Source organism: Leminorella richardii (assembly GCF_900478135.1).
GTDB lineage: Bacteria > Pseudomonadota > Gammaproteobacteria > Enterobacterales > Enterobacteriaceae > Leminorella > Leminorella richardii.
The window spans coordinates 2604822-2629225 of record NZ_LS483470.1 but is presented as its reverse complement, the minus strand read 5'-3'; the positions used below and the strand labels follow the sequence as shown (position 1 = coordinate 2629225).

The following is a 24404-nucleotide window of genomic DNA, read 5'->3' as shown; positions in this document are numbered from 1 at the left end:
ACTAGCGCTGTTTGTTAGCGCTAGTCACACATTTTAAGATAATAGTACGTTAGCAGATACCCTTATTTTCTTCCCGCTTTTTAGGGCTGAAATAAAAGCCCCGCCAGACTTTCTCTCTGGCGGGGGCGGGGATAGCAAAGCAATTGCTACTCTTTTTTAGCGCCAAGCCGCTCTTCTAAGAACTTATATTCAGGATGCGTTTGGTTTAACTCCCCTCGCAGCGCGCCGTTGTGACCCACGGTGACGTGGCAGGAAGCACACTTAAGCGGCGTTTCGCTTTTCTGCATCTCTTTGTAGTGCTGGTGCATTTCCAGCGACTTGGGATTGCTGGCCGCTGTTTTGTCTAACAGCTTGCTGTGGCACTTCAGGCAGCCGGAATCATAAACGAACTCTTCTCTCTGTTTACGGTGGGCGAGCCAGTCTATCTTTGACGTATCGGTAAAGACCGTTTTAAACACATCGTTAGCGCCCTGGCTGCCTTTTGAAACCAGATATCCCAGCGTGCTGTTGTGGGGAAGGTGGCAGTCCACACACTCGGCGGTGAAGCCGTGCGCGTTGTTGCCGCCGTGGGTATCCTGCTGAAAGGTTTTGACCATCGGCTGCATATCATGGCAGCTGCCGCAAAAGGCTTCATCACCCGTTTTCTTGACTACCTCGGCGCCGAGCAGGCTGATACCCAATCCCATCAGAGCGGTTACGCAGGCAAGTAAGAAAATAAAACGTATTCTACTCATATTGCTTTTCCTTTCTTATGGCGTAGGTCCAAACCAGTCGCGCGTGTTGTCGTGGCAGGTCTCGCACAGATTGCTCGACGGCTTGTGCTCGGCGTGGCATTCATAGCAGTCTAAGTCCAGCCCGTCGTGCAGAGAGCGGTGAGGGTTGGTTTGGTTGACGTCCATAAACCCAGTGCGCTTCGCCACTTTTTCTGCACTACCGTGACAAGTCAGGCAGTCCTTGGTGGCTAACGGTTTATACTCGGAGACCTCCTGCTCTTTGTGGCAGGCAGAACAGGGCAGGTTCAGCTTCTGATGATGTGCCTTGAGCGGATGCGTTGTTTGCGCATGGCTGACGGCGCTTTGCTGTGGGGCAGCAGCCTCTTTCACCGGTTCGGACAGCGCCGAAGGGGAGAAGAGGGCGTATAGCAAAGCCAGTACAAAAGATAATGTTTTCATATTGATATCTCACTTATTCCCAAGGCGTTTCTTTTCCGGCGTTTTCTCCGGCAATCATGCCGAAAACGCCGCAGTCAAGGCTGCCGCAGGCGGTTAAGCGAATATATCCATAGCTTCCTGCCGAGGCTTCGCCACACACGAATGCGCCGGGGATCGGTTGCTGTGTGACAATATCGAGAGGGCGAGCTTCGGTATTGATCATGGCGCCGCCCTGACTGTAGTTGTAGCGAGGGTTGAGCCACATAGCGTAGTAGGGCGCTTTACCAATAGACGTTGAGGTTTTCATGAGTTCTTTGGGTTTGCCGAACTGGTCTTTGTCGTTCTCCATGTTTTGGTTGTATTCGGCGATGGTTTTGTTTAATTCAGCTATATCCATATTGAAGTTGGCCGCCAGCGCTTCCAGTGTGTCAAATTTCCACATGGTGCCTTCGGTGCCGTTTTTGCCTTCAAGAGAGAGCGTCAAGCGCTGCTTGTCGTGATAGTTGTCCACGCCGGTCTGGTCGTAAATCAGGATAATCTGCTCGCCGTCTATCTTCATGCGTTCAGACAGGATCTTCAGCCCCAGCCCTTGACGGTCGTTATTGTTGTATTCGTCCACAAAGCGCTGACAGGTTCGCGGATTCACCAAAATACCCCAGAGAATGTCTTCGGTAGGAATAGGGAAGGCAAAGCGAAAGAGCGTCATATGAATCGGTTTAAAGCCCGCTTTGATCATGGCTTTCAGCGCACCGGCCGTTGCGCCGGGGTTGGCGGTTGAAACGGAGTTGTACAGGGCGCCGACTTCATCGCCGCGAAATTTGCGATCCTGATTGTAGCCGCCCGTGGCGATGACCAGACCGCGCTTAACCTTGTAGTAGCGGGTATTGCCAGTGCTGTTAAATTCTGGACTGTCATTCAGGCCGAAGTCTTTGACCTCGCGGTTAAAGACGTAGTTTTCCCTTACCCGAACGCCGATCACGCGCCCGGCCGGGTTGCGAATAATCTCTTCCAGCAGCACCTGCTTGCGGATGTCAATGTTGGGCAGCTTTTCCTGAATGTATTTTTGCAGGCTTTTTACAATTCCGCTGCCGCCGTGAACCGGCCAGACGCAGCGGGCGCGAGAGTGGCCGCCAAGGGATTTTATGCCCGTGCCGTTGCCGATGGTTTTGTCAAACTCCACGCCGTGGTCACACAGGAAGTTGAACAGTGACAGGGTATTCTGAGCGATGGTTTTTGTTAATTCGATATGGCTGTACCCTCTGGACTCCTTTTCAATATCTTTTAAAAGCAGTTCCCACGAGTCATCTAAAACACCCGCCTCTTTTTGCCACGGCGAGCCGACGACAGCCATGTTGAGTCCGGAAATTAATGATGAGCCGCCCAGTCGGGACATTTTGTCCGCCAGAACGATTTTGAGTCCGGGGGTGGTCTCCGCTGCTTTGATGGCGGCAGTGAAACCCGCCATGCCGGTACCGAGTACCAGCACGTCCATTTCTTCATCCCAGAGAATATTGAGCGGGGAGTCTTCTGCCTGAGCGGTAAAAGGAATAACGGCAGCCAGAGGGGCAACAGCGGCGGAGGTCAGCCCCAGGCGGATAAACTGACGTCTGGATTTATTGTTTTCCATGTGAATACCTTTTTATATTTATGATGACTTGCAACACATTGCAATAATGGCTTTTTGGCCTCTATAGTGGTTTACCGCACATCCTCCTGCCGCTTGATGTATATCAATATTGTGTGGGCCATAGAGCCTAATGTAGGGGCAGGATAAACGGGTAAAATAAGCGGGTAGGAGTGGGAGACACGGTGCGTCAGCTAAACAGATTGAAAGGCGTAATAGGCATATTGCTGTTTATTATTTTGTTTATGACTCCTACTCTGAAGGCAGAAACCTTTCCTCAACGGCACAGTATACGCGTGGGTGTACTGTCGTTTGATGAAACGAATAAAGGCGTCTATCGCTGGCAGCCTACGATTGATTATTTAAATCAGCGCTTTCCTCAATACCAGTTTATTTTAATTACCGGCGATATTAAAAGTATCGACCAGCTAGTTGCCAGCGGCACTATTGATTTTGCCATTACTAACGGCGTTAAGTTTTTACAGTATCAGCACGACTATGACGCAGTGAGAATGCTGAGCTTGAATCCTCTCTACGGAGAGCCCCGCTACGCCATTGGTTCTACGGTTATCGCCCGAAGAGATACGCCGGTAATGTCCCGCTGGGAAGAGATAAAAGACAAAAATATTATTGCCACCACGCCTCAGGCGTTTGGCGGCTTTCAGATCGCTAAGCGAGAATGGCTGAATGAGGGGCTGGATCCCACAAGAGACTTCCCTCATCTGCGCTTTGTCGGGCTGCCGCAGGAAAACGTACTACAGCAGCTGGCGGCAGGGGAAGCGGACATTGCGATCCTGCCGACGTGCGTTTTGGAACAGTCCATTAAGGCTGGGCGATTTAATGCCGACCAGTTTAACGTGGTGAAACCCTACTCGCAGTCAGTGCTTCCCTGCCAAAGCTCAACCCCGCTTTACCCGCACTGGACGCTGTCCCGTATGCAGCACGTTCATGAACAGCTGGCCAGAGAAATTGCTCAGGCGCTGCTGTCTATCAAGCCCGGCGATCCCGCTACCGTTCAGGGGGAGTATCGAGGATGGACAGTGCCTATTAACGATAAAAACGTCGTTGAGCTAATGCAGGACATAGGCCTGTCTGACGACGGCGTTCAGCTGAGCGTGCTGTGGCAGAAGTATCGTGGATGGCTGTTTATCGCTCTGGGATATGGGCTACTGCTGGTGGGCTATCACCTGCGGGTGAACTACTTGGTGAAAACCCGAACGCGTAAGCTACAGCAGATGATGGAGCTGAATCAGGCCTCTGCCGAGTGGATCCGCACGCAGCAGGAACAGTTCTATTCAGCGCAGCGGATTTTACTGTCAGGGGAAATGGCCGCGGGCATGGCTCATGAACTGAATCAGCCGCTGATGGCGATTAACAACTACGTTGTTGGATGCAGAATGCGGCTACAGCAGCAGCCGTTGGACATCGCCGCGCTGGATAACGCTCTCGAGCTGGCTATCCAGCAAACGGCCAATGCCAAAAAGGTGATTCAGCACGTCAGGTTCTTTATTAAACGGCACCCGGAAAAGCAGGACGAGATTTGTTTAAACCACATTATTACCAACGCGCTGGCGCTGTTCTCCAGCGATCTCAAGCGCGCGGGCATTAAGGTGACAGTGCCTGAATCACCGAAGGTCACTGTTATTGCCGACGAGATCCTGATTCAGCAGGTTTTGGTTAATCTTATTCGCAACGGACTGGAGGCCATTCGGCTCCGGGCGCCTGCCGCTGACCAGCCTCAATTGACCTTTGAGCTGATTCCATCTTCTGATGATGTGACGTTAAAAATTCGCGATAGCGGAATTGGCCTGACGGACACGCAAAGAGGGCGGCTGTTTGTGCCCTTTGTCACCAGCAAAGACGACGGCCTTGGTTTAGGCATGGTGATTTGCAAACGCATTATTGAAGCCCACCGCGGGCGCATTTGGGCTGAGGAACAGCCGATTGGCGCCTGTATCTGCTTTACGCTGCCGCTAAAACGCGAGGATAGGGTATGACTTTAACGAATGTCTATTTGGTTGATGACGATCCCGCTATTCGCGACTCACTGACCTGGCTGCTTGAGGCGGTGGGCATTACGCTAGTCAGCTTCTCGTCAGCGGATGATTTTTTGCAGCAGGTTGACGTGACTCAGTCCGGCTGCGTTCTGTTGGATATCTGCATGCCGGGCATGACGGGGGTAGAGCTGCAGGAGCAGCTACTGCGGCAGGATAACGTGCTCAGCGTTATTTTTTTGACCGGCCATGCTGATGTACCAACGGCCAGCAAAATTTTTAAAAACGGCGCGTTTGACCTGATGGAAAAGCCCGTTGACGTTGATGAACTGCTCAGGGTTATCCGGCAGGCGCTGCTAAACAGTCAGGAGAAATTCACCTGGTTTGAGCAGCATAGTCGACTGAAAAGCGCCTGGAATCAGCTGACCGAGCGGGAGAAGCAGATTCTAACGCTGGTGCTGGAAGGCCACCCCAATAAGGTTATCGCCGACCGTCTCTGTCTGGCTTTGCGCACGGTAGAAATTCATCGTCATAACATGATGAAAAAAATGGACAGCGACTCGCCGATTCAGCTGGCACACGACTTCTCAAAGTATATGGATGTCAACATCTCGCTGGTGGAATAGCCCGAACGCGGTGCTTACCTATTCCAGACTGTAGTCGTGAATTTTTTTATACAGCGTTACGCGCGGAATGTTCAGCAGCGCTGCTGCCTTCACGCGGTTATTGCCCGTGCGGCGCAGTGCGTCAAGAATAAACGACCTCTCCAAATGTTCAACGGCTTGCTTAAGATTGAGATCTGCCGGAGCGGCCGTAAAACTGCCCGAAGTACAGGCTGTTGTGATATGCGTCGGCAGGTCGTCAAGAGTCAGCCAGTTCGGATGCTCGCTGGAAATCATCAGACACTCGACGACGTTCATCAGCTCACGGATATTTCCCGGCCAGCAGTAGGACTGTAAAAAGGCTAACAGTTCTGGATGGACTTTCTTGATAGGCAGCGCATTTTTCTGCGCCTGAATAGCGATGAATTTTTCCAGCATAAGCGGGATATCTTCCTGGCGCTCCCTCAGCGGCGGCAGCTTGATTTCCACCACGTTTAAACGATAAAAGAGGTCGGATCGAAATCAGCTGCTGCCGCAGTGGGAGGTTAACGGCAAGGTTTCGCGGCTGTCTATTCCGCACATGATCCAGATGGTTATGCTGGCGACAGCCTGCTTTATCATGCTGTTTGGTAAAGCAAAGCCCGGCAAGGCGGTGTCCGGCTTGGTATTTTCATCGGGCATGACAGGGGTGATATCCGTTTTTGGCATTAGCTGGCTAACGGGATCGTTTTTTCAAGCCTACACGCCGGTATTCTTCGAAGTGTTCTCTGAGCTTTTGCAGCAAATGCCGTTCCTGTTTGCGCTGGTGCTTTTCCTGATCTCTGCGGTGCTGTTTAGCCAAGGAGCAACGGTCACGGCGCTGATGCCGCTGGGGCTGTCGATTGGCATCTCCCCAGCGATTTTAGTCGCCATGTTTCCCGCAGTGAGCGGATACTTTTTGATTCCCGCCGGGGCGTCAATCATTGGCTGTATTGCCTTTGATCGCACGGGAACAACGAAGATTGGTAAATACGTTGTCAACCACAGCTATATGCTGCCGGGATTTGTCACTACGGCTTCGTCGCTGGTGGTCGGCTACTTTTTGGCGCAAATAGTCTTTTGATCCTGCGGCGCCCGGTGGTCATCATCGGGCGCTTTGATTGACGTGCATCCTGCCTCTGAAGACACTTCTTGACTCTCGTTTGCTTACTCGCTCCTCTCTCATCGCCCGTATCAATAATATTGACAGGATCCACAACGGTGAGCTAATTGTATATACAACCTGTGTGGGAGAAAAAATATGGCAGCTGAGCGAGAGGCTTCAGACGTTATCTGGCGTAACGCGCGTCTGGCAACGATGGTTGAAAATGGCAAAAACCCTTATGGGATATTGGATGGCTACGATCTGATCGTCAGAGGAGAGAAGATCCAGGCTGTGGTGCCTCGCGGTGCTGTCGATGATAAAGGGCTAACGGCGATCGATGTTGCCGGCAGACTGATTACGCCGGGGCTTATAGATTGTCACACGCATCTGGTATTCGGCGGCAACCGGGCGAACGAGTGGGAACAGCGGCTAAACGGCGTTTCTTACGCCGAGCTGAGTCAGCAGGGAGGAGGCATTAACGCCACGGTTCGGGCGACGCGCCTTGAAAGCGAGCAGCAGCTGTTGGCTATCAGCGAGCAGCGATTGAAGGCACTGATAAGCGAGGGCGTCACGACGCTGGAAATCAAGTCAGGCTACGGTTTGGATCTCGCCAGTGAAGAAAAGCAGCTGCGGGTGGCTCAACGGCTTGGCGAGCGATATCCGGTAGACATTAGCCCGACGCTGCTCTCTGCCCACACCACCCCGCCGGAATACCGCGATAATCCCGATACCTATATCGACCTGATTTGCCAAACCATCATGCCGCAGCTGTGGGAGAAAGGGCTGTTCGAATCCGTTGACGTTTTCTGTGAGAGCGTGGGTTTTTCGCTGGCGCAGAGCGAGCGGCTGTTTAACGCTGCCGCACGTTTACAGATCCCCGTTCGCGGCCACGTGGAGCAGATGTCTAATATTGGCGGCAGCGAGCTGGTGGCTCGACACGGCGGCCTGTCAGTGGATCACATTGAGTATCTCGATGAAGCGGGCATCGCCGCGCTGAGTCAGCAAAGCACCGTGGCGGTTCTGCTGCCGGGGGCGTTCTATTTTTTGAAGGAAAAGCGCGTTCCTCCGGTTGATTTACTGCGTCGCTATCGAGTACCGATGGCGGTTGCCAGCGACTTTAATCCCGGCACTAGCCCATTTGCCTCCCTGCGCCTAGCGATGAATATGGCCTGCGTACAGTTCGGCCTGACCGTGGAAGAGGCGTGGGCTGGCGTAACGCGCCACGCCGCTCAAGCGCTGAATCGACAGAATACCCACGGGCAGCTTGCCGCCGGATTTTACGCAGACTTTATCGTCTGGGAGGCGGAACAGCCCGTGGATATCGTCTATGAGTTAGGGCGAAATCTTGTGTCTCAGCGGGTATTTCGCGGTGAAGTGAGCCACGACAGTGCCACATTGACCGGAGGGCAACCATGAGCCGTTGGGCAGTGACCGATCCTGAGGTCTGGCAGGGGCGTAACGATCTGGCGGAAGCAGATAACGCTCTGAGAGTGTTTCAAACCGTCGCACAGGGCCATTACGATCGGCTCGATGCCATTTCACAGTCGGTAGTGATGCTGGGCTTTGCCTGCGACGAAGGGGTTCGGCGCAATCAGGGACGCGCGGGAGCCGCTGCCGCACCGGATGCGCTGCGCCGGGCGCTGGCTAACTTGGCCAGCCACCGAGGGCATGACGACCTGATTGACATAGGCACGCTTTACGTAGAAGACGACCAGTTAGAGCAGGCTCAGCAGGCATTAAGCAGCAAAGTTCAGGCCTGCCAGCAAAGGGGGCGATGTACATTGGTGCTCGGCGGCGGGCACGAAACGGCGTTTGCTCACGGCATGGGCATCTATCAGGCTTATCCCGAGAGTCGGGTTGGCATTATCAACTTTGACGCCCATCTGGACTTACGCGCCAGCAGCCGTGCGACGTCCGGCACTCCGTTTAGGCAGCTAGCTGACTACTGTCAGCAGCAGAACAGGCCTTTTCACTATCTGTGCGTGGGCGCAAGCCTTGCCGCCAATACCCAAGCCCTGGTGTCAGAAGCCCAGCGTCTAGGGGTTGAAGTTGTCTGGGACAGCGACTGCCATACCTCTCGGCTAGCGGAAGTGGCTCACCAGATTGACGCTTTTATTGAACGCTGCGACGCGATCTATCTGACGCTCGATCTCGACGTGTTGCCCGGCTGGCAGATGCCCGGCGTGTCGGCACCGGCGGCCTACGGCCTGCCGATAGAAAACCTGCTGCCGTTGCTAAAAGGCGTTTGTCGACACGACAGGCTGCGGGCAGTCGATCTGGTGGAGTACAACCCTCAGTTTGATACCCAGCAGCTTGGTGCCCGGGTGGCGGGGAGAATTATCTGGCAGCTGCTACACGACTGGCAGCATAAGGCTTTAGGTTCGTCTGCATCGAGATAGTTTGATGCTGTTTGCTCAATGAGGCTGGCTATACATACTGAGCAACTGTCACTAGAATTGGGGTAAAGCAGGTTTCGCTACCGCGACTGCATGACAACCGAAACAGGAACTCTGGCGATGACACCACCAGAACGAAAACTCGCATTAAAGCAGCTCGGCCCGCTTCCGATCTACGCACGCGTCAAGGCGATGGTGGCGGATAAAATCCTCTGCGGCGAGTGGCGTCCGAACGACCGCGTACCCTCGGAAACAGAGCTGGTTCAGCAGCTCGGCTTTAGCCGTATGACGATCAACCGCGCGCTGCGCGAACTGACCGCCGAAGGGCTGCTGGTGAGAATGCAGGGCGTAGGAACCTTTGTTGCCGAACCTAAAAGGCAGTCTTCACTGTTGGAAATTCAGAATATTGCCGACGAGATCCTCGCCAGACACCATCAGCACCGCAGCGACGTGATGCTGCTTGAAGAGTGCATCGCCGACCGAGAGCAGTCGGCGGCGCTAAACATGTCTCTCGGCAGTACGATTTTTCACTCCACCATCATTCACTATGAAAACGATGTGCCAATCCAGATTGAAGATCGCTACGTGAATCCGGCTATCGCTCCTGAATATTTACAGCAGGACTTCACTCTGATCACGCCGAATATCTACCTTAACCGGCTGGCTCCGCTGACAGAAGGGGAACATATTGTCGAAGCGGTTTCCGCCTCAACTCAGCAGAGCAAGTGGCTGCGGCTGGCACCTCACGAACCCTGCCTGCTGATTTGCCGCCGAACCTGGTCAAAGCAGCATAACGTCAGCTATGCGCGCCTGCTCTATCCCGGTTCACGCCACCGCCTGAAAGGGCACTTTATGTCATGAATCAATGGCAGATATTGCGCTACGGCGACTACCGGGAAATGCGTTGGAAAAACGGCGCAGGAACCACCCGTGAAATTGTGCGCTATCCTGAAGATGGCAATGATTTCCAGTGGCGGCTCTCGATGGCGACTGTTAGCCAGTCGGGCGCATTTTCAACTTACTCCGGCTATCATCGTCTGCTCTCTGTGCTGAGCGGTGGGGGAATGCGGCTGCACATTGACGATGCGCCACCTGTTTCTTTACGGCAGTTTGAATCGGTGGCGTTTTCCGGTGATAGCCAAGTAGACAGTCAGCTGATTGACGGCCCCCTGTTAGACTTTAACCTTATCTATCGGTCGGAAGAGTACGAGGCGCAGCTGAGCTGGCGCGCGGGTGCTGCTGAACCTCAAACGCTGGACTGCTATGCCGACGTGTTGCTGATTTTTTCCGCTGGGGACAGGCTAGACATTGATTTATCCGACTCTCCTTCGCTTTCTTTAGGGCGCTATGACTGCGCGCTGCTGCAAAACGGTGCTTCTTTCTCTTCTTTCAGCCTTTATGCCGAAGGCTACTGGGCCATAGTTGAGCTTCGGTCTCGGAATAAGGTCGCCTAGCGTCTCATTTATGTTAATTAATTGTTTAATTTTTTGTGATGTGCGCCGCAAAATTAACCAATTTTTTTGCCCTATTTTTTAAGAAAACAGTCACAGCTGAAAGCATTTTTCCATTCTAAAGTTAATTTTAATTAATTGTAATTTCTAATCTAATTTCAACTACGCTTATCGTGTCCGGCAGGTTTTCTTCCCACTCTTGCAGCATAAAAATTTTATTGAGCTAGCTTGTATATACAAGTATATATTAATCATTGGTTATTTATGTTGCGTAAATGTTTCAAATTAACCGATCGGCTATAGGCAGCCGTCGCTGACTTTTATCTGAAACATAGCTATCCGAAACCTTTTTATCCGAAACCTAAAGGACACCGTTATGACTGCTGAAAATCGTCTTCGCCGCGTCGACGTGCGCGCACCTCAGGGGAATACACTTACGGCCAAAAGCTGGCTGACCGAAGCGCCTTTACGGATGCTGATGAATAACCTCGATCCGGAAGTGGCCGAAAACCCGCACGAGCTGGTGGTTTACGGCGGTATTGGCCGGGCGGCGCGCAACTGGGAATGCTACGACAAGATCGTTGAAACGCTAAAAGACCTGAACGAGGACGAAACCCTGCTGGTACAGTCAGGCAAGCCGGTGGGCGTGTTTAACACCCATCGCAATGCGCCTCGGGTTCTGATTGCAAACTCCAACCTAGTGCCTCACTGGGCAAACTGGGAATATTTCAACGAGCTGGATGCCAAAGGGCTGGCGATGTACGGCCAGATGACTGCGGGCAGCTGGATCTATATCGGCAGTCAGGGGATTGTGCAGGGTACCTATGAAACCTTCGTTGAAGCGGCTCGCCAGCACTACAACGGCAGCCTGCGCGGTCGCTGGATTTTGACAGCGGGTTTGGGGGGGATGGGTGGGGCTCAGCCGCTGGCGGCAACCCTTGCCGGAGCCTGTTCTCTGAACGTGGAGTGCCAGCAGAGCCGCATCGACTTCCGTCTGAAGACGCGCTATGTCGACGAACAGGCGCGCGATCTTGACGACGCGCTGGCGCGCTTGAAGCAGTACACCGCAGAAGGAAAAGCCATTTCGATTGCCCTGTGCGCTAACGCGGCCGATGTGCTGCCCGAGCTGGTTAAGCGCGGCGTGCGTCCCGATCTAGTCACTGACCAAACCAGCGCCCACGATCCGCTCAACGGCTATTTGCCCAAAGGCTGGAGCTGGCAGGAATACGTGACCAGAGCGAAAACGGAGCCTGCTGTGGTCGTTCAGGCCGCCAAGCAGTCTATGGCTGAACACGTCAAAGCCATGCTGGCTTTCCTGGAACAGGGCGTTCCCACTTTTGACTACGGCAATAACATTCGCCAGATGGCTCTGGAAATGGGCGTTAAGAACGCCTTTGACTTCCCGGGCTTTGTTCCTGCCTACATTCGTCCACTTTTCTGCCGCGGCGTTGGCCCGTTCCGCTGGGTTGCGCTGTCTGGCGATCCGGAAGATATCTATAAAACCGATGCCAAGGTGAAAGAGCTGCTCCCAGACGATGAGCACCTGCACCGCTGGCTGGATATGGCGCAGGAGCGTATCAGCTTCCAAGGCCTGCCTGCACGTATCTGCTGGGTAGGGCTGGGGCAGCGCGCTCGTCTTGGGCTGGCTTTCAACGAAATGGTGCGCAACGGCACGCTGTCTGCGCCGATCGTTATCGGTCGCGACCATCTGGACTCTGGCTCCGTCGCCAGCCCGAACCGCGAAACAGAGTCAATGAAAGACGGCTCTGACGCGGTGTCCGACTGGCCGCTGCTTAACGCACTGCTCAATACCGCTAGCGGTGCGACCTGGGTGTCACTGCACCACGGCGGCGGTGTCGGTATGGGCTTCTCTCAGCACTCCGGCATGGTGATTGTCTGTGACGGATCTGACGAGGCCGACGAGCGCATTGCCCGTGTGCTGCACAACGATCCGGCAACCGGCGTGATGCGCCACGCTGACGCGGGCTATGAAATTGCCCGCCAGTGCGCCAAAGAGCAGGGGTTACACCTGCCGATGGAGAAATAGCAGCAATTCTACCAGTGAGACAGCCGCCTTTTCGGCTCTATAGAAAGGCGGTTGAGCTTCAGGTACATACACCGTTCGGCTTTACTCTGCGGAGCATTGAGCAAAATGAATAAAGAAACACAGCAAACCGAAGGCTATCGCCCGCTGAGCGGCATACGGGTTCTCGACTTAAGCCGAGTGCTGGCAGGGCCTTACTGTACAGCGATGCTGGCCGATCTGGGCGCCGAGGTGATTAAGATCGAAGCGCCAGAGCACGGCGACGACAGTCGGCACCTAGGGCCGTTTTTTGACGGTGAGAGCGTCTATTACGGGCTTATTAATCGCGGCAAACGGAGCATCGAGCTGGACTTTAAGCGCCCGGAACACCGCCAGCACCTGTATCGCCTCGTTGCTGAAGCCGACGTGGTGGTAGAAAACTTTCGCCCCAGCGTGACTCAGCGACTGGGCATTGATTTCGATACTCTCCGGCAGCACAACTCGCGGCTGATTTACGTCAGTATTTCTGGCTTTGGTCAGCACAGCCCGCTGTCGACGCGCCCGGCTTACGACATTGTCGCACAGGCGATGTCCGGTTTGATGAGCGTCACCGGCTTCCCGGAAACTGGCCCGACGCGCAGCGGTGAGTCGCTGGGAGACGTGTGTGCGGGCGTTTATGCCGCCTGGGCGGTGAGCAGCGCGCTGTTTGCCCGAGAGCACCACCATCCTGACGCACAGTATATCGACGTCGCCATGCTGGACGTGCTGGTGAGTATGCAGGTCACTGGCCTGTCGAATCTGTTTGCTCACGGTCAGGCGCCGGGGCTTATCGGTAACCGCCATCCGGTTTCAACGCCGTTTGACACTTACCGCGCCGCTGACGGTCAGGTAGTGATTGCCGTCGCTAGCCAGCGCCTGTTCCAGCGCCTGTGCGAGTGCATGGAGCAGCCTGAGCTGGCGAGCGATGCCCGCTTTATCGACGACGGCAGCCGGACGCAGAACGAAAAGCAGTTAAGGCAGTACATCGAACGCTGGACATCGACATTTAGCGTCGACGCGCTGTGCGATCTGCTGCTGGATGCGGGCGTACCCGCTTCTCCTATTCACAATCTGGCTCAGGTGACGCAGAGCGAACACGCCCAGGTTCGCCAACTGCTAGTACAGCCTGACGACAGGGGCAACCCCCTAGTGGTTCAGCCGGTATTTTTTAACGGCTATAAGCCGCACGCCGTCACCCGAGCGCCGACGCTGGGGGAGGCTAACGACGAGTACGGCTTTTCAGCCCATCCTTCTTTAACAGGAGCTACCCATGAGCTTTGAAATCAATGAAACAGAGCGCGCCATTGTTGATGCCATCGAAAACGTTTCTCGAGACGTTCTGAAAGCCCAGGCTCAGCGCTACGACGAGAGCGAAACCTTCTGTCAGGAAAGCCTGACGGCGCTGGGAGAAATGGGCTGTATGGGCATTAACCTGCCGGAAGCCTACGGCGGCTTTGGCGTCGGCAGCGTAGCGATGAGTCAGGCGGTTGAGGCTATTGCCGCGGCCTGTGCCTCAACGGCATCGGCGCTGACGGCTCACTTTTTAGCGACAGACTCGATTTTGATTGGCGGTACTGAAGAGCAAAAGAGTCACTGGCTGCCTCGTGCCGCCAGCGGTGAACTGCTGGGAGCGTTTGCGTTAACGGAACCGGCAGCGGGTTCTAACCCCGCTGACATGCGCACCGTCGCCAAGCGGGAAGAGGACGGCTGGCACATTCAGGGCAATAAGCACTACATCACCAACGCTCGCGAAGCGGACTTTATTGTGCTGTACGCCAAAACGGATCCTTCCGCAGGCCACAACGGCATCAGCGCGTTTCTGATCCCAAAAGGCACCGAAGGGATCGCTTTTTCCAGCCCGGAAAAAACCATGGGCCTGCGCGGCAGCACTATTTATGAGCTTGCCCTCGACTGTCGTCTGCCTGATTCAGCGCTGTTGGGAAAAGAGGGGCAGGGGTTTGCAACGGCGATGGAAGTATTGGACCGCGGTCGGGTAGAGGTGGCTGCGATGTCCCTCGGTATTGCCCGAGCGGCGATGGAAAGCAGCCTACAGTGGATACAGGACAGGCAGATTGGTCCTAAGCCTCTTGGCGCCTATCAGGGCACCCAGTGGCGGCTGGCAGACATGCACACTCAGCTACAGGCGGCGCGCATGCTGACCTGGCAGGCCGCTGAAAAACGCGACAGCGGTGAGCGCTTTAGCCTCGACTCCGCCACCGCCAAGCTGTTTGCCGCCGAGTGCGCCGGATTTATTACCGATGCTGCGCTGCAGCTGCACGGCGGCTATGGCTACATTCGGGATTTGCCGCTAGAGCGCTACGTGCGCGATGCGCGCATTCTGCGCATCTTTGAGGGTACCTCTGAAGTTCAGAAAATCATTATTTCTCGCAGTTTGTTGAATACCCGATAGGCGCAGCCGGGGTTGCGCCATAGCCAGATGGGCCGCAGGGAAGAGTGCTCGAAGAACTACAGTGTCCGGAGAGGCACGAGAAAAGGCAACATTCCCGAATCCGTTCGATAACGAGAGGAAGCACGCATCATGGCTATTGTTGATAACCCGCAGCAAGAGACAGCCTATTCGTCCCAGAGCGCGCCACTGATTGAGTCGCGATCCGTTGACTATATTCCCGAGTCCGAGCGGCACGGCAGCCTGTTCAGCCAGTTTACCCTGTGGTTTGGGGCTAACCTGCAAATTACCGCCATCGTGACCGGTGCGCTGGCGGTGGTGCTCGGCGGTGACGTTTTCTGGTCGCTCATCGGCCTGTTTATCGGTCAGGTGCTGGGGGGCAGCGTGATGGCGCTGCACGCCGCGCAGGGGCCGAAGCTCGGCCTGCCGCAGATGATTTCAAGCCGCGTGCAGTTTGGCGTTTACGGCGCGGTGCTGCCGATTATTTTGGTGTGCACCATGTACGTAGGGTTTTCCGCAGGGGGAACCGTGCTGGCGGGGCAGGCAATTGCCCAGTTGGCCAACGTTAACGACAAGCTGGGGGTGATGATTTTTGGCGTAGTGATTATCGGCATCACGGTCTGCGGCTATCGCGTTATCCATCTGTTGGGGAAAGTCGCCAGCGTGGTGGGTATCGTCATCTTCTTCTATCTCTTTTTCAAAATACTGTACGGATACGATATTCAGGCGCTGTTGGCTAATCGTCACTTTACAATAACCAACTTTCTGCTGGCGGTTTCTCTGTCCGCCTCTTGGCAGATTGCCTTTGGCCCTTATGTAGCGGACTACTCTCGCTATTTGCCCAGCAAGACGCCAACGGGAAAGGCGTTTCTGGCGGTAGGCTTGGGAACAGTGATTGGCACTCAGGCTTCGATGGTGCTGGGGGTGTTTGCTGCCGCCATTGCCGGAGACCAGTTTGCCGGGCATGAAGTGTCGTATATCGTTAGCCTCGGCAGCACTGGGCTGATTGCGGCGCTGCTCTACTTTGGCATTTTCTTTGGCAAAGTGACCATCACCGCCCTTAACGCCTACGGCAGCTTTATGTCGCTGGCGACCATCGTCAGCGGCTTTAGCGGTAAGCATCAGATTACCCCCCGGCTGAGGCTGTTTTTTATCATCGCCATGGTGGGGTTCTCCACGCTGCTGGCTCTGCTGGGGCAGCATGCCTTTCTGAAACTGTTCACTGCCTTTTTACTGTTCCTGCTGGCGTTTTTTACCCCATGGAGCGCCATTAATCTGGTGGATTACTACCTAGTGACTAAAGGCCGCTATGACCTGCCGGCGCTGTCCGATCCCAACGGGCGATACGGCCGCTGGAATCTGGTCGGCATTTTCACCTATCTGCTGGGAGTGGTTATTCAGCTGCCTTTTATCGCCACTCACTTTTATACCGGCCCTCTGGTAGAGAGTCTGGGCGGTACTGATATTTCCTGGATTGTCGGCCTGCTGGTGACGGGCGCGGTGTATTACGCGGCGACCAAGATTTGGCGACCGTCGATTGCCGCTAAGCTGATTCTGCCGGAACACCGTTAACTGAGCGGACAGCCAGTGCCCTTGGCTCTCTGTGCAAGCACTAAACGTGAAGGAGCGTTCAATGAGAATTCTAGTTGGCATAAAAAGAGTTATCGATCATAACGTTAAAATACGCGTCAAGGCCGACGGCTCCGGCGTTGAGCTGGCGAACGTCAAAATGGCCATCAATCCCTTCGATGAAATTGCACTGGAGGAGGCGGTTCGCCTGAAAGAGGCCGGACTGGCGAGTGAAGTCGTTGCGGTGTCTATTGGTGATAAAACCGCTCAAGAAACTCTGCGCAGCGCGCTGGCATTGGGGGCAGACAGGGCGATTCTCATTGAGAACGCCGAGGCGGTACCGCTGGCGCCGCTGGACGTCGCCAGACTGCTGAAAATCGTCAGCGAACGGGTTCAGCCGCAGCTTATTCTGCTGGGCAAGCAGGCGATTGATAACGATGAAAATCAGACCGGTCAAATGCTGGCGGCTTTGCTGAAGTGCAGCCAGGCGACCTGTGCATCAAAAGTGGCTGTTACTGAGCCCGAGCGCCTTGAGGTGACGCGAGAAGTTGACGGCGGACTGGAAACTCTCTCCCTGTCGTTGCCCGCCGTAGTGACGGCGGATCTGCGCCTTAACCAGCCGCGCTATCCGAGCCTGCCCAACATCATGAAGGCCAAGAGCAAACCTCTGGAGATACTCTCGCTGGCATCGCTTGATTTTTCCCCCTCTGGGCAGCTGACGACGCTGCGGGTTTCTGAGCCCGCCAAGCGTAGCGCTCGCTGTGAGTGGCTAGAGGACGCGGCGCAGCTGGTAGCGGTATTAAAAGAACATAAAGCAATTTGATGTAAGGGGATGCAGAAAATGAGTAACGTAACGATTTTAGTGATTGCCGAACACGACCATCAGGCATTAAAGAGCAGCACGCTGAATGCGGTAGCTGCGGCGCAGAAAATAGCCGGAGGGCAGGAGGAGACTATCCAGCTGCTGGTTGTCGGCTATCAGTGCCAAGGGGCGGCGGAGATGGGGCGCAATATTGCCGGCGTGAGTCAGGTGCTGGTGTGCGACGCTGAACACTATGCCAGCCAGCTGGCGGAAGAGGTGACAGAAGCCATTGCACCATTGGCGGCGGCTTTTAGTCACGTGGTGTTTCCCGCCACCGGATACGGTAAGAATATTGCGCCTCGACTTGCCGCGACGCTGGGCGTGGCTCAAGTATCGGATATTACCGATGTACTCGATGAAAACACGTTTGTTCGACCCGTTTATGCCGGCAATGCGCTAGAAACTGTACAAAATTGCGGCGGCCAGCTGGTGGTGACCGCTCGCTGTTCTGCCTTTCCTGCCGCTGAGCGTAGCGAACAGTCCGCGCCAGTTAAGGCGGTAAGCGCTGCGCCGGTCTGCGGATTGACCCGCTACGTGAGCCAGTCGCTAACGTCTCTTTCTCGGCCAGAGCTGACGGCGTCTAACATTGTGATTTCCGGCGGGCGAGGGCTGAGTTCAAAAGAGAACTTCCAGCTGATTGAGAACATTGCTGACCTCTTGGGCGCCGCCGTGGGAGCGTCAAGAGCCGCCGTTGATGCGGGCTACGTGCCAAACGACTATCAGGTCGGGCAGACGGGCAAAATCGTGGCTCCCGAGCTCTATATCGCGGTGGGCATTTCAGGCGCTATCCAGCATCTGGCAGGCATGAAAGAGAGCAAGCTTATTGTCGCCATCAATAAAGACCGGGACGCGCCGATTTTCCAGATTGCGGATTACGGCATTGTCGGCGACCTGTTTCAGGTGCTGCCCGAGCTGGAAAAAGCGCTGGCGTAAAGACCTGTGCTCTGTGTGGTAGACCTTTTTTGCGATCGGGAGGCAGTATGGATATCAGTCAACAGAACCTTAGTGAGCAGCCTGAGCGGGAGAGCATGTCGTTTGACGTAGTGATTGTCGGCGGCGGGCCTTCCGGGCTGGCTGCGGCGATTCGCCTTAAACAGCTGGCGCAGCAGCATCAGTATTCACTTTCCGTCTGCCTGATCGATAAAGGTGCCAGCATTGGCGCGCATATTCTTTCCGGCGCGATTATTGACCCGATTGGCCTGAATGAGCTGATTCCCGATTGGCAGCAGTCGCTGAACGTGCCTCTAACGCCCGTGAGTGAAGACCGCTTTCTCTTTCTGGGGGCTCAGCGGGCGACGTCTATCCCTCAGTGGATGCTGCCGGGCTGCTTTAAGAATCACGGCAATGTGATTGGCAGCCTGGGCGTGGTCTGTGAGCAGCTTGCCGGACAGGCTGTGCAGCTGGGCGTAGAGATTTATGCCGGATTCACCGGTACAGAAGTGCTCTATAGCGATGACGGCGCGGTTATCGGCGTGGCCACTGGCGATATGGGGTTGGATAAGGCTGGTCAGCCCACAGCACAGTATCAGCAGGGGATTAACCTGTTGGCGAAGGCGACGCTGTTTGCCGAAGGCTGTCGGGGGCAGTTGGGAAAAACGCTGATCGAGCGCTTTGCTTTGGATTGCGACAGCGCGCCGCAGACTTACGGATTGGGATTAAAAGAGGTGTGGCAAATTCCCGCAGAACAGCATCAGCCGGGTTTGGTTATCCACTGTGCAGGGTGGCCGCTAGGGGCGGACACTTACGGCGGCGGCTTCCTGTATCACTACGGTGACAATCTGGTGGCCATCGGGCTGGTGGTTGGTTTGAACTACGCCAACCCCTATTTGTCACCGTTCGAGGAGTTCCAGAGGCTGAAAACGCATCCGGAAATCCGTGCCTGTTTACAGCATGGGCAAAGGCTTAGCTACGGCGCCAGAACCATGGTGGCCGGAGGACTGTCTTCCCTGCCGATGCTGAGTTTTAAAGGCGGTGCCCTGTTAGGGGACGACGCCGGGTTCCTTAACGCGGCGCGCATTAAGGGCAGTCACTGTGCGGTAAAAAGCGGCATGCTGGCTGCCCAAGCGACGTTTGAAGCCCTACAGGCTGCTGAACAGCAGGGGCAGACGCTGGCGGATGACGCCACGCTGTCGAGCGTTTATCAACGCGGTTTTGAAGAAAGCTGGCTATACAAAGAGCTTTATCAGTCACGCAATTTCAAACCCTATATGAAAAAAGGGCTCTATCTTGGCTCGGCGCTGTTTGGCGCGGAGCAGCTTCTGCTTAAGGGAAAATCGCCTTGGACGCTGAAACTTACAGAAGAAGATCATCAGGCTCTGCAACCGGCAGAGAACTATGTTCCGCTTGACTACCCAAAGCCTGACGGCGTTCTGACTTTCGACCGCCCGTCTTCGGTATTTTTATCCAATACCCACCATCAGGAAGAGCAGCCCTGCCACCTGAAGCTGAAAGACCGCAGGATCCCTATTACCGTTAACCTAACGAAGTATGCCGCGCCGGAAACGCGCTACTGCCCGGCAGGGGTGTATGAAATATTGCACGAGCAGGAACAGCCTTACCTACAAATTAATGCGCAGAACTGCCTGCACTGTAAAGCCTGTGATATTAAAGACCCGACGCAGAATATTACCTGGACCGCGCCACAGGGGGGAGAAGGGCCGCTTTATCAGGGGATGTAGCAGAGGAAACGTCGTCTCTGCTATCAGAAAGGCCCGCAGCCGTAGCGGTTACGGGTCTTTGGTTTGGGTTACGTATCGCTGGCGCTTTTCCTGATTTGGGCAATACTGCGGTTAATATCGTGGCGCAAGCGTTCGCCAAACAGCCTCATTTTTTCTTCGCTCATATTCTGTGTGTACTGGGCAAAAAATTCATCCGGCGAATCGAATGTGCCGAAGTCCTGCACGATACCCTCTTTTTGAATATAGGTGTCATTGTTGCCGTTCCAGTAAACTGGCGGCTGCTGCAGGTTTGGCGTTGCGACCGCGTAGCCGGAGAACGTATCCGTTTGGTCTGCAAACTTGCGCTGTAGCCCGGTGAGGTAAGGCAGGTCGAGAATAAGCCCCTCCATGTTGTACCAGCGCTGATTGAAATAGACTTCGGCCCAGGTGTGGACGATTTCATCAGGCATGGCCTCATAGACATCGTCATTCATAATGCCGGCCTGTAGCTGCTTATCGATAGTGAAACCGTGTAGGCGGCAGGGAATATTGAGCCCACGCAAGAGCGCCATAAACAGGATGGTTTTGGTGTTGCACTGACCCAGTCCCTCTTGCAGGATGGTGGAGGCGCTGAGGGTATCGTTTACGTTGAAGCCAAACGGGATCTCATCGCGAACAAAATTATAGGCCTGCAGGATTTGCTGTTGCTCGCTGAGGTTTTGCCACTGTCTGTCGGCAATCAGCTGTTGGATAGCAGGGTGATTAAAATCTAATAATCGAGTTTCTTGCAGATAGTCTTTCATTTGCTGCCTCCTTAGGGTCTTGAGAGATTTCAATGTAGCCCTAGTGGTAGCGTGAAACTTGCAAAAAACCGCTGACTTTATGCAGGAGACTAGGCTGAAGGCCAGTGAGCCTTTTACAGCTGTTGGATAAATGAGAGGGGGAATCAAACCCAGCGTTAACTGCGGCAACGGTGACGCTCTGGCCTTGAGTGATGGCGCTCAGCGCGCTGAGCAGCTGTTTAAACAGCAAATAGCTTTTTAACGTGCTGCCGGTGTGCTGTTTAAAAAGGTGGGAAAAGCGGCTGGGGGACAGATAAACCCTGTCGGCAACTTGAGCCGAAGTCAGATGAAAAACTCCCTCAGCGTTCAGTATGTCTAGTGCTTTACTAATTCTCCTGTCGGGAACGCGATGTGAGTTCTTACCGCTGGCGATACCCATGATGTGATAAAGCTGCTGCCACTGGGAATGGTAGCTCTCTGCATCCACTGCCGTTTCTAAAATTGAACAAAAGAGAAGCCTGAGGGCGTCGGCGGTCTTTGTGGGTAAGACGGCGTAGGGGTTTTCCGATGCTTTTAATGAGTGGGCTTTTAACGTCAGCCCCAGGCGAGAAGTGTGATCGACCAATAAAAAGGCACAGGGCGGTGAGGCGTTTAAGTCGATAGCGTGTTCAGTGTTGGACTGCAGCATAATGCCGAGGCCAGTCACCTCCTGCTGCGCAATGTGAAAAGAAAGGGGAGCGTCACTAAGGCTGATAAACAGATGCAGAAACTGATGCCGATGTTTTTGTATGTTAAAGGGAGGGTTAACCAGCAAAAAGTGGTCGTCGGAAGCGTAAATCTTGCCGGTAGTGAGTGGACGCATTGGGGAACCGCGCTGATTGTTCATTGGTTTGCTGAGTATAGTGGGGTACGTCAGAAAGAAGGGGGAGCTATGTCTCAACAACTTCTTTTGCTTATTTAAAACCAGCGCTGACCGTACAGTGAAGGGCTACGGCACCGGAGGCTACGGTTGGTGTCAGGGAGCTAACTCTTTGAGTGGGAGCAGTGTGAATAGCGGTATAGCAGCTAACAGTTCGGCGTTAAACGAGACGGAGTCACCGTGTGCCAAGCAGGGAGCCGCCATGTAGGTAAGCGGCCTTTCTTTTTTATGCTGATGGGGAATGCGTTTGGTTAATGCGGTATAAATAATGGATACTGTGCTGATGGGGATTCAACTTTGGATATAGCCATTTTCTTAAACGTGCAGGGGGAAGAGTGGGTAAGAAAGTTGCACTTCGGCAGAAATTAAGAAAGCTTGATTTTCAGGCTTTAGAGATTTTTTACCACTTATATACCCATCAAAGCGTGACTGAAGTGGCGGAAATACTATTTTTAAGCCAGTCCTCTGTCAGCTATAGCCTTAAGCGCCTTCGTGCTGCATTCGATGATGAGCTTTTTATTAGTTCGAAAGGCGGAATGAAGCCAACGCCGAAATCAGAAAGTATCATTAAATATATAGAGGATATTCTGAACAAAATATCCCTTTGCGTTGATGAGAAACAGTATTTTTTGCCAAAGGAATATGAAACAACATTTACTATTTTCTCTCCCGAGTATTTTGAAATTTTGGTTATTCCTCTTCTGATAGAAGAGATCCTCAAAGAAGGGTTAAAAATCAAAATAGACGTCGTTCGTCCTGAAACAAAGATCCCCTTTGAAGAGATAAAAAACCGCCAGATTGATATCGGCATCGTGTTAAAAACGCCGGGCATTGAGTACCCCAATAGTCTATGCAGTCAGTCTATCTTGCATGATGAGCTGTTGGCCGTCTTTGGGGGTGATATCGCACAGCCAGAGGGACAACTCACTATTGAAGAGCTGGTTCACTATAAGCAAGTTTTTCCTTCTCCGTGGTTAGAGAATCACTGCATGGTTGACAGTGTATTAAAAAAGCAAAATATTCAACGAAATGTCACCATTAAAGCCAATGGCTACTATTCGGGCCTGAAAATGCTGACGTCTTCGGAGATGATGATGCTGCTGCCACATAAGATTTATCACAAGCTCTCGAACCAGCACGCTTCTCTACATTGCAGAAAAGCGCCAAAAGAGCTGCTGGGTTTTGATGTCGATATGCTTTGGAGTGAGACATCTTCAAATGACCCTGCCAACCAGTGGCTCAGAAAACAGATTATTCTCGCCTGCCAGAAGATCGGTGAAGGTTAATCCGTTACCTTGGCAAAATACTTGCCATAGTCAGCGGGTTTGAATCTGTGAGCGATAAATATCATCACGCCTGCAATCACTGCGAGTATCGCCCAAGCGGTGGTAAAGCTTGAGTAAGTATCTTTAATATAGCCAGCCACAAGAGGCGACATCGCCGCAATCATATAGCCGATACCCTGTACAAATGCCGTTAGCTGGCCTGCCTGAGTCGGGTCTTCAATGTGATCCATAGCAGTAATTAAACTCATCGGAAATAGCCCGCCAATTCCTAGGCCAAGCAGGATGCCCCACACTAAAGCGAGTGACTCTGGCTTAATCATCAGTCCGCTAAAGCCAACAATAATACAGAGCAAGAGGAAATATAGAGTTCCACGTCTGTCTTTACTGCGGCTTGCAATCGCCGGTATTGCTAAGCCAGCCAACACTTCTACAGAAGTTAAGAAGGCTAAAATTAGCCCTGATTCTTTATCCTGCCATCCAAGATCAACGTAGTAAGGAGGTAGCCAGGCGAGTACGCACGTGTAAGCAGAGGTTCCTAAACCAAAGAAAATGCCTAATATCCAAGCTCTAGAGCTCTTGTAAAAAGCAGGTGGATTTTGGGGAACGGTGCGATTGGCTTTACGTAGCGTTGAGCCAATATATTGTTTAACGGTAAACCATGAAACAAGAGCCAGTACTGCTAAACATCCCCACACCGACAGCGCCACACGCCAGTTTGAACTGTACTCTCCAATAAATGGTGATGCCGAAGCTGATAATGCAGCACCTCCCATAATAGCGGTGACGTATACCCCCATATAGAGCTCGATAGAGTTAGGGAATCGGCTTTTAATAATTTTAGGCACAGTTGCTTGAATCAGGGCAATTCCCAAACCTGCGACAACCGCAGTGGCTAAGAGGTTTTCAGCGTTTTGGGCATAGTAGCGATAAAGTGTTGCACCGGCGATGAGAACTAACGAATAGGCAATAAGTTGATGTTCGCCCATTCGGTTACTTAAGTTGATACCGAAAAACATCGCGATACCCATGGCAAACACGGGTAGCATTGTCAGCAGTGAAGCCATGGTGAACGTGAGTGAAATATCCGAGCGTATTGAATTTAGCATCGGGCCAATAGCCGCCATTGACGGCCTAAGGTTTAGCCCTATTAGCACGAGCGAAAGTAGAATGAGTAATCCACTCAACCTTAACGGTGTAGTTAGCATATACGTATTTCCTTCTCGTCGGGGATAGGCTATTAAACCTCACTTATTCATTGAGACGCATCGGAGTGTTAAATACTCGTATCTACTTTTTGAGTTGCTATGATGTGAGCCCTATCTGAGGAGCTTGATATCAAGGCAGAGTAACCTTTTTTAGGAGATCTTTTTTCATTTAAATGCATTGTTTTTTTAGACATCGCCTGAGCTTTCATAGTGTTGTATATTTGAAGTGTTTAGATTTAATTAGTGGAGTTCATATTTTTCAATATGATTCTTATCTTCTTAAAATATTGGAAAATACGTGTGAAAATGCGGCC

Annotated in this window: 22 protein-coding genes; 15 read left to right on the top strand and 7 right to left on the bottom strand. The window is 53.3% G+C overall.

The features are described from left to right. Positions 1–146: 146 nt before the first annotated feature. The 3 genes from DQM29_RS12105 to DQM29_RS12095 are packed head-to-tail and all read right to left on the bottom strand — an operon-like array spanning position 147 to position 2778. Positions 147–734, bottom strand: coding sequence for a cytochrome c3 family protein (locus tag DQM29_RS12105; RefSeq protein WP_111740927.1), 588 nt, complete (start codon positions 732–734; stop codon positions 147–149). A 15-nt stretch (positions 735–749) separates the two neighbouring features. Continuing rightward, positions 750–1172 (bottom strand): cytochrome c3 family protein, encoded by a 423-nt coding sequence (locus DQM29_RS12100; protein ID WP_111740926.1) that lies wholly within the window; start codon positions 1170–1172, stop codon positions 750–752. Between the two features lie 13 nt (positions 1173–1185). Then, positions 1186–2778, bottom strand: coding sequence for an FAD-dependent oxidoreductase (locus tag DQM29_RS12095; RefSeq protein WP_111740925.1), 1593 nt, complete (start codon positions 2776–2778; stop codon positions 1186–1188). A 182-nt stretch (positions 2779–2960) separates the two neighbouring features. Between DQM29_RS12095 and DQM29_RS12090 the strand changes: the two genes are divergently transcribed. Both DQM29_RS12090 and DQM29_RS12085 read left to right on the top strand, forming a co-directional pair. Then, a complete protein-coding gene (locus DQM29_RS12090; protein ID WP_232054910.1) occupies positions 2961–4772 on the top strand; it encodes a sensor histidine kinase in 1812 nt (603 codons plus the stop codon). Then, the gene (locus DQM29_RS12085) at positions 4769–5395 is read left to right on the top strand and encodes a response regulator transcription factor (RefSeq protein WP_111740924.1); all 627 of its coding nucleotides are present in this window, start codon (positions 4769–4771) and stop codon (positions 5393–5395) included. Before DQM29_RS12090 ends, DQM29_RS12085 begins: the two co-directional genes overlap by 4 nt. A gap of 18 nt (positions 5396–5413) precedes the next feature. On the opposite strand, the gene DQM29_RS12080 is transcribed toward DQM29_RS12085, so the two are convergent. After that, positions 5414–5863: an AAA-type ATPase lid domain-containing protein gene (locus DQM29_RS12080; protein WP_145960366.1), complete on the bottom strand. Its 450-nt coding sequence runs from the start codon at positions 5861–5863 to the stop codon at positions 5414–5416. Between the two features lie 88 nt (positions 5864–5951). Between DQM29_RS12080 and DQM29_RS12075 the strand changes: the two genes are divergently transcribed. The 12 genes from DQM29_RS12075 (at position 5952) to DQM29_RS12020 (ending at position 19919) form a co-directional block, all read left to right on the top strand. Continuing rightward, on the top strand, positions 5952–6473 hold the full coding sequence (locus DQM29_RS12075; RefSeq protein ID WP_232054909.1) for an anaerobic C4-dicarboxylate transporter family protein: 522 nt from the start codon (positions 5952–5954) through the stop codon (positions 6471–6473). A gap of 177 nt (positions 6474–6650) precedes the next feature. Continuing rightward, on the top strand, positions 6651–7910 hold the full coding sequence (hutI, locus tag DQM29_RS12070; RefSeq protein WP_111740921.1) for an imidazolonepropionase: 1260 nt from the start codon (positions 6651–6653) through the stop codon (positions 7908–7910). Beyond that, positions 7907–8893, top strand: a complete 987-nt coding sequence (hutG, locus tag DQM29_RS12065; RefSeq protein WP_111740920.1) for a formimidoylglutamase — start codon at positions 7907–7909, stop codon at positions 8891–8893. The genes hutI and hutG overlap by 4 nt, the downstream gene beginning before the upstream one ends. Before the next feature lie 117 nt (positions 8894–9010). Beyond that, positions 9011–9751, top strand: a complete 741-nt coding sequence (gene hutC / locus DQM29_RS12060; protein WP_197708867.1) for a histidine utilization repressor — start codon at positions 9011–9013, stop codon at positions 9749–9751. Then, complete coding sequence (locus DQM29_RS12055) at positions 9748–10344, top strand: HutD/Ves family protein (RefSeq protein ID WP_111740918.1); 597 nt, start codon at positions 9748–9750, stop codon at positions 10342–10344. Before hutC ends, DQM29_RS12055 begins: the two co-directional genes overlap by 4 nt. Before the next feature lie 373 nt (positions 10345–10717). Next, positions 10718–12388: a urocanate hydratase gene (hutU, locus tag DQM29_RS12050; protein WP_111740917.1), complete on the top strand. Its 1671-nt coding sequence runs from the start codon at positions 10718–10720 to the stop codon at positions 12386–12388. A 105-nt stretch (positions 12389–12493) separates the two neighbouring features. Continuing rightward, positions 12494–13684, top strand: a complete 1191-nt coding sequence (locus DQM29_RS12045) for a CaiB/BaiF CoA transferase family protein (RefSeq protein ID WP_111740916.1) — start codon at positions 12494–12496, stop codon at positions 13682–13684. Further along, complete coding sequence (locus DQM29_RS12040; protein WP_111740915.1) at positions 13674–14813, top strand: acyl-CoA dehydrogenase family protein; 1140 nt, start codon at positions 13674–13676, stop codon at positions 14811–14813. The genes DQM29_RS12045 and DQM29_RS12040 overlap by 11 nt, the downstream gene beginning before the upstream one ends. A 129-nt stretch (positions 14814–14942) precedes the next feature. After that, positions 14943–16382, top strand: coding sequence for a purine-cytosine permease family protein (locus DQM29_RS12035; RefSeq protein ID WP_111740914.1), 1440 nt, complete (start codon positions 14943–14945; stop codon positions 16380–16382). Between the two features lie 61 nt (positions 16383–16443). After that, complete coding sequence (locus DQM29_RS12030) at positions 16444–17202, top strand: electron transfer flavoprotein subunit beta/FixA family protein (RefSeq protein ID WP_111740913.1); 759 nt, start codon at positions 16444–16446, stop codon at positions 17200–17202. 18 nt (positions 17203–17220) lie between these two features. Next, entirely contained in the window at positions 17221–18174 is a 954-nt protein-coding gene (locus DQM29_RS12025; RefSeq protein WP_111742081.1) for an electron transfer flavoprotein subunit alpha/FixB family protein, read from the top strand. 47 nt (positions 18175–18221) lie between these two features. Then, a complete protein-coding gene (locus DQM29_RS12020; protein ID WP_232054908.1) occupies positions 18222–19919 on the top strand; it encodes an electron transfer flavoprotein-ubiquinone oxidoreductase in 1698 nt (565 codons plus the stop codon). A gap of 68 nt (positions 19920–19987) precedes the next feature. Here the strand turns inward: DQM29_RS12020 and DQM29_RS12015 are convergent, their stop codons facing one another. Both DQM29_RS12015 and DQM29_RS12010 read right to left on the bottom strand, forming a co-directional pair. Further along, on the bottom strand, positions 19988–20701 hold the full coding sequence (locus DQM29_RS12015) for a transglutaminase-like domain-containing protein (protein ID WP_111740912.1): 714 nt from the start codon (positions 20699–20701) through the stop codon (positions 19988–19990). A 40-nt stretch (positions 20702–20741) separates the two neighbouring features. After that, entirely contained in the window at positions 20742–21566 is an 825-nt protein-coding gene (locus DQM29_RS12010) for a helix-turn-helix domain-containing protein (RefSeq protein ID WP_111740911.1), read from the bottom strand. A gap of 368 nt (positions 21567–21934) precedes the next feature. Here DQM29_RS12010 and DQM29_RS12005 point away from each other — a divergent pair, with 368 nt between their 5' ends. Next, on the top strand, positions 21935–22885 hold the full coding sequence (locus tag DQM29_RS12005; protein ID WP_111740910.1) for a LysR family transcriptional regulator: 951 nt from the start codon (positions 21935–21937) through the stop codon (positions 22883–22885). Here DQM29_RS12005 and DQM29_RS12000 read toward each other — a convergent pair. Then, positions 22882–24009 carry a cyanate transporter gene (locus tag DQM29_RS12000; RefSeq protein ID WP_232054907.1) on the bottom strand — a complete coding sequence of 376 codons (1128 nt, stop codon included), beginning with the start codon at positions 24007–24009 and terminating at the stop codon, positions 22882–22884. The genes DQM29_RS12005 and DQM29_RS12000 overlap by 4 nt on opposite strands. Positions 24010–24404 lie beyond the last annotated feature (395 nt).

Coding starts and splice junctions, on each gene's coding strand:
- DQM29_RS12105 (WP_111740927.1), bottom strand. CDS start 734: ATGAGTAGAATACGTTTTATTTTCTTACTTGCCTGCGTAACCGCTCTG.
- DQM29_RS12100 (WP_111740926.1), bottom strand. CDS start 1,172: ATGAAAACATTATCTTTTGTACTGGCTTTGCTATACGCCCTCTTCTCC.
- DQM29_RS12095 (WP_111740925.1), bottom strand. CDS start 2,778: ATGGAAAACAATAAATCCAGACGTCAGTTTATCCGCCTGGGGCTGACC.
- DQM29_RS12085 (WP_111740924.1), top strand. CDS start 4,769: ATGACTTTAACGAATGTCTATTTGGTTGATGACGATCCCGCTATTCGC.
- DQM29_RS12075 (WP_232054909.1), top strand. CDS start 5,952: ATGATCCAGATGGTTATGCTGGCGACAGCCTGCTTTATCATGCTGTTT.
- hutI (WP_111740921.1), top strand. CDS start 6,651: ATGGCAGCTGAGCGAGAGGCTTCAGACGTTATCTGGCGTAACGCGCGT.
- hutG (WP_111740920.1), top strand. CDS start 7,907: ATGAGCCGTTGGGCAGTGACCGATCCTGAGGTCTGGCAGGGGCGTAAC.
- hutC (WP_197708867.1), top strand. CDS start 9,011: ATGACACCACCAGAACGAAAACTCGCATTAAAGCAGCTCGGCCCGCTT.
- DQM29_RS12055 (WP_111740918.1), top strand. CDS start 9,748: ATGAATCAATGGCAGATATTGCGCTACGGCGACTACCGGGAAATGCGT.
- hutU (WP_111740917.1), top strand. CDS start 10,718: ATGACTGCTGAAAATCGTCTTCGCCGCGTCGACGTGCGCGCACCTCAG.
- DQM29_RS12045 (WP_111740916.1), top strand. CDS start 12,494: ATGAATAAAGAAACACAGCAAACCGAAGGCTATCGCCCGCTGAGCGGC.
- DQM29_RS12040 (WP_111740915.1), top strand. CDS start 13,674: ATGAGCTTTGAAATCAATGAAACAGAGCGCGCCATTGTTGATGCCATC.
- DQM29_RS12035 (WP_111740914.1), top strand. CDS start 14,943: ATGGCTATTGTTGATAACCCGCAGCAAGAGACAGCCTATTCGTCCCAG.
- DQM29_RS12030 (WP_111740913.1), top strand. CDS start 16,444: ATGAGAATTCTAGTTGGCATAAAAAGAGTTATCGATCATAACGTTAAA.
- DQM29_RS12025 (WP_111742081.1), top strand. CDS start 17,221: ATGAGTAACGTAACGATTTTAGTGATTGCCGAACACGACCATCAGGCA.
- DQM29_RS12020 (WP_232054908.1), top strand. CDS start 18,222: ATGGATATCAGTCAACAGAACCTTAGTGAGCAGCCTGAGCGGGAGAGC.
- DQM29_RS12015 (WP_111740912.1), bottom strand. CDS start 20,701: ATGAAAGACTATCTGCAAGAAACTCGATTATTAGATTTTAATCACCCT.
- DQM29_RS12010 (WP_111740911.1), bottom strand. CDS start 21,566: ATGAACAATCAGCGCGGTTCCCCAATGCGTCCACTCACTACCGGCAAG.
- DQM29_RS12000 (WP_232054907.1), bottom strand. CDS start 24,009: ATGGCGGCTATTGGCCCGATGCTAAATTCAATACGCTCGGATATTTCA.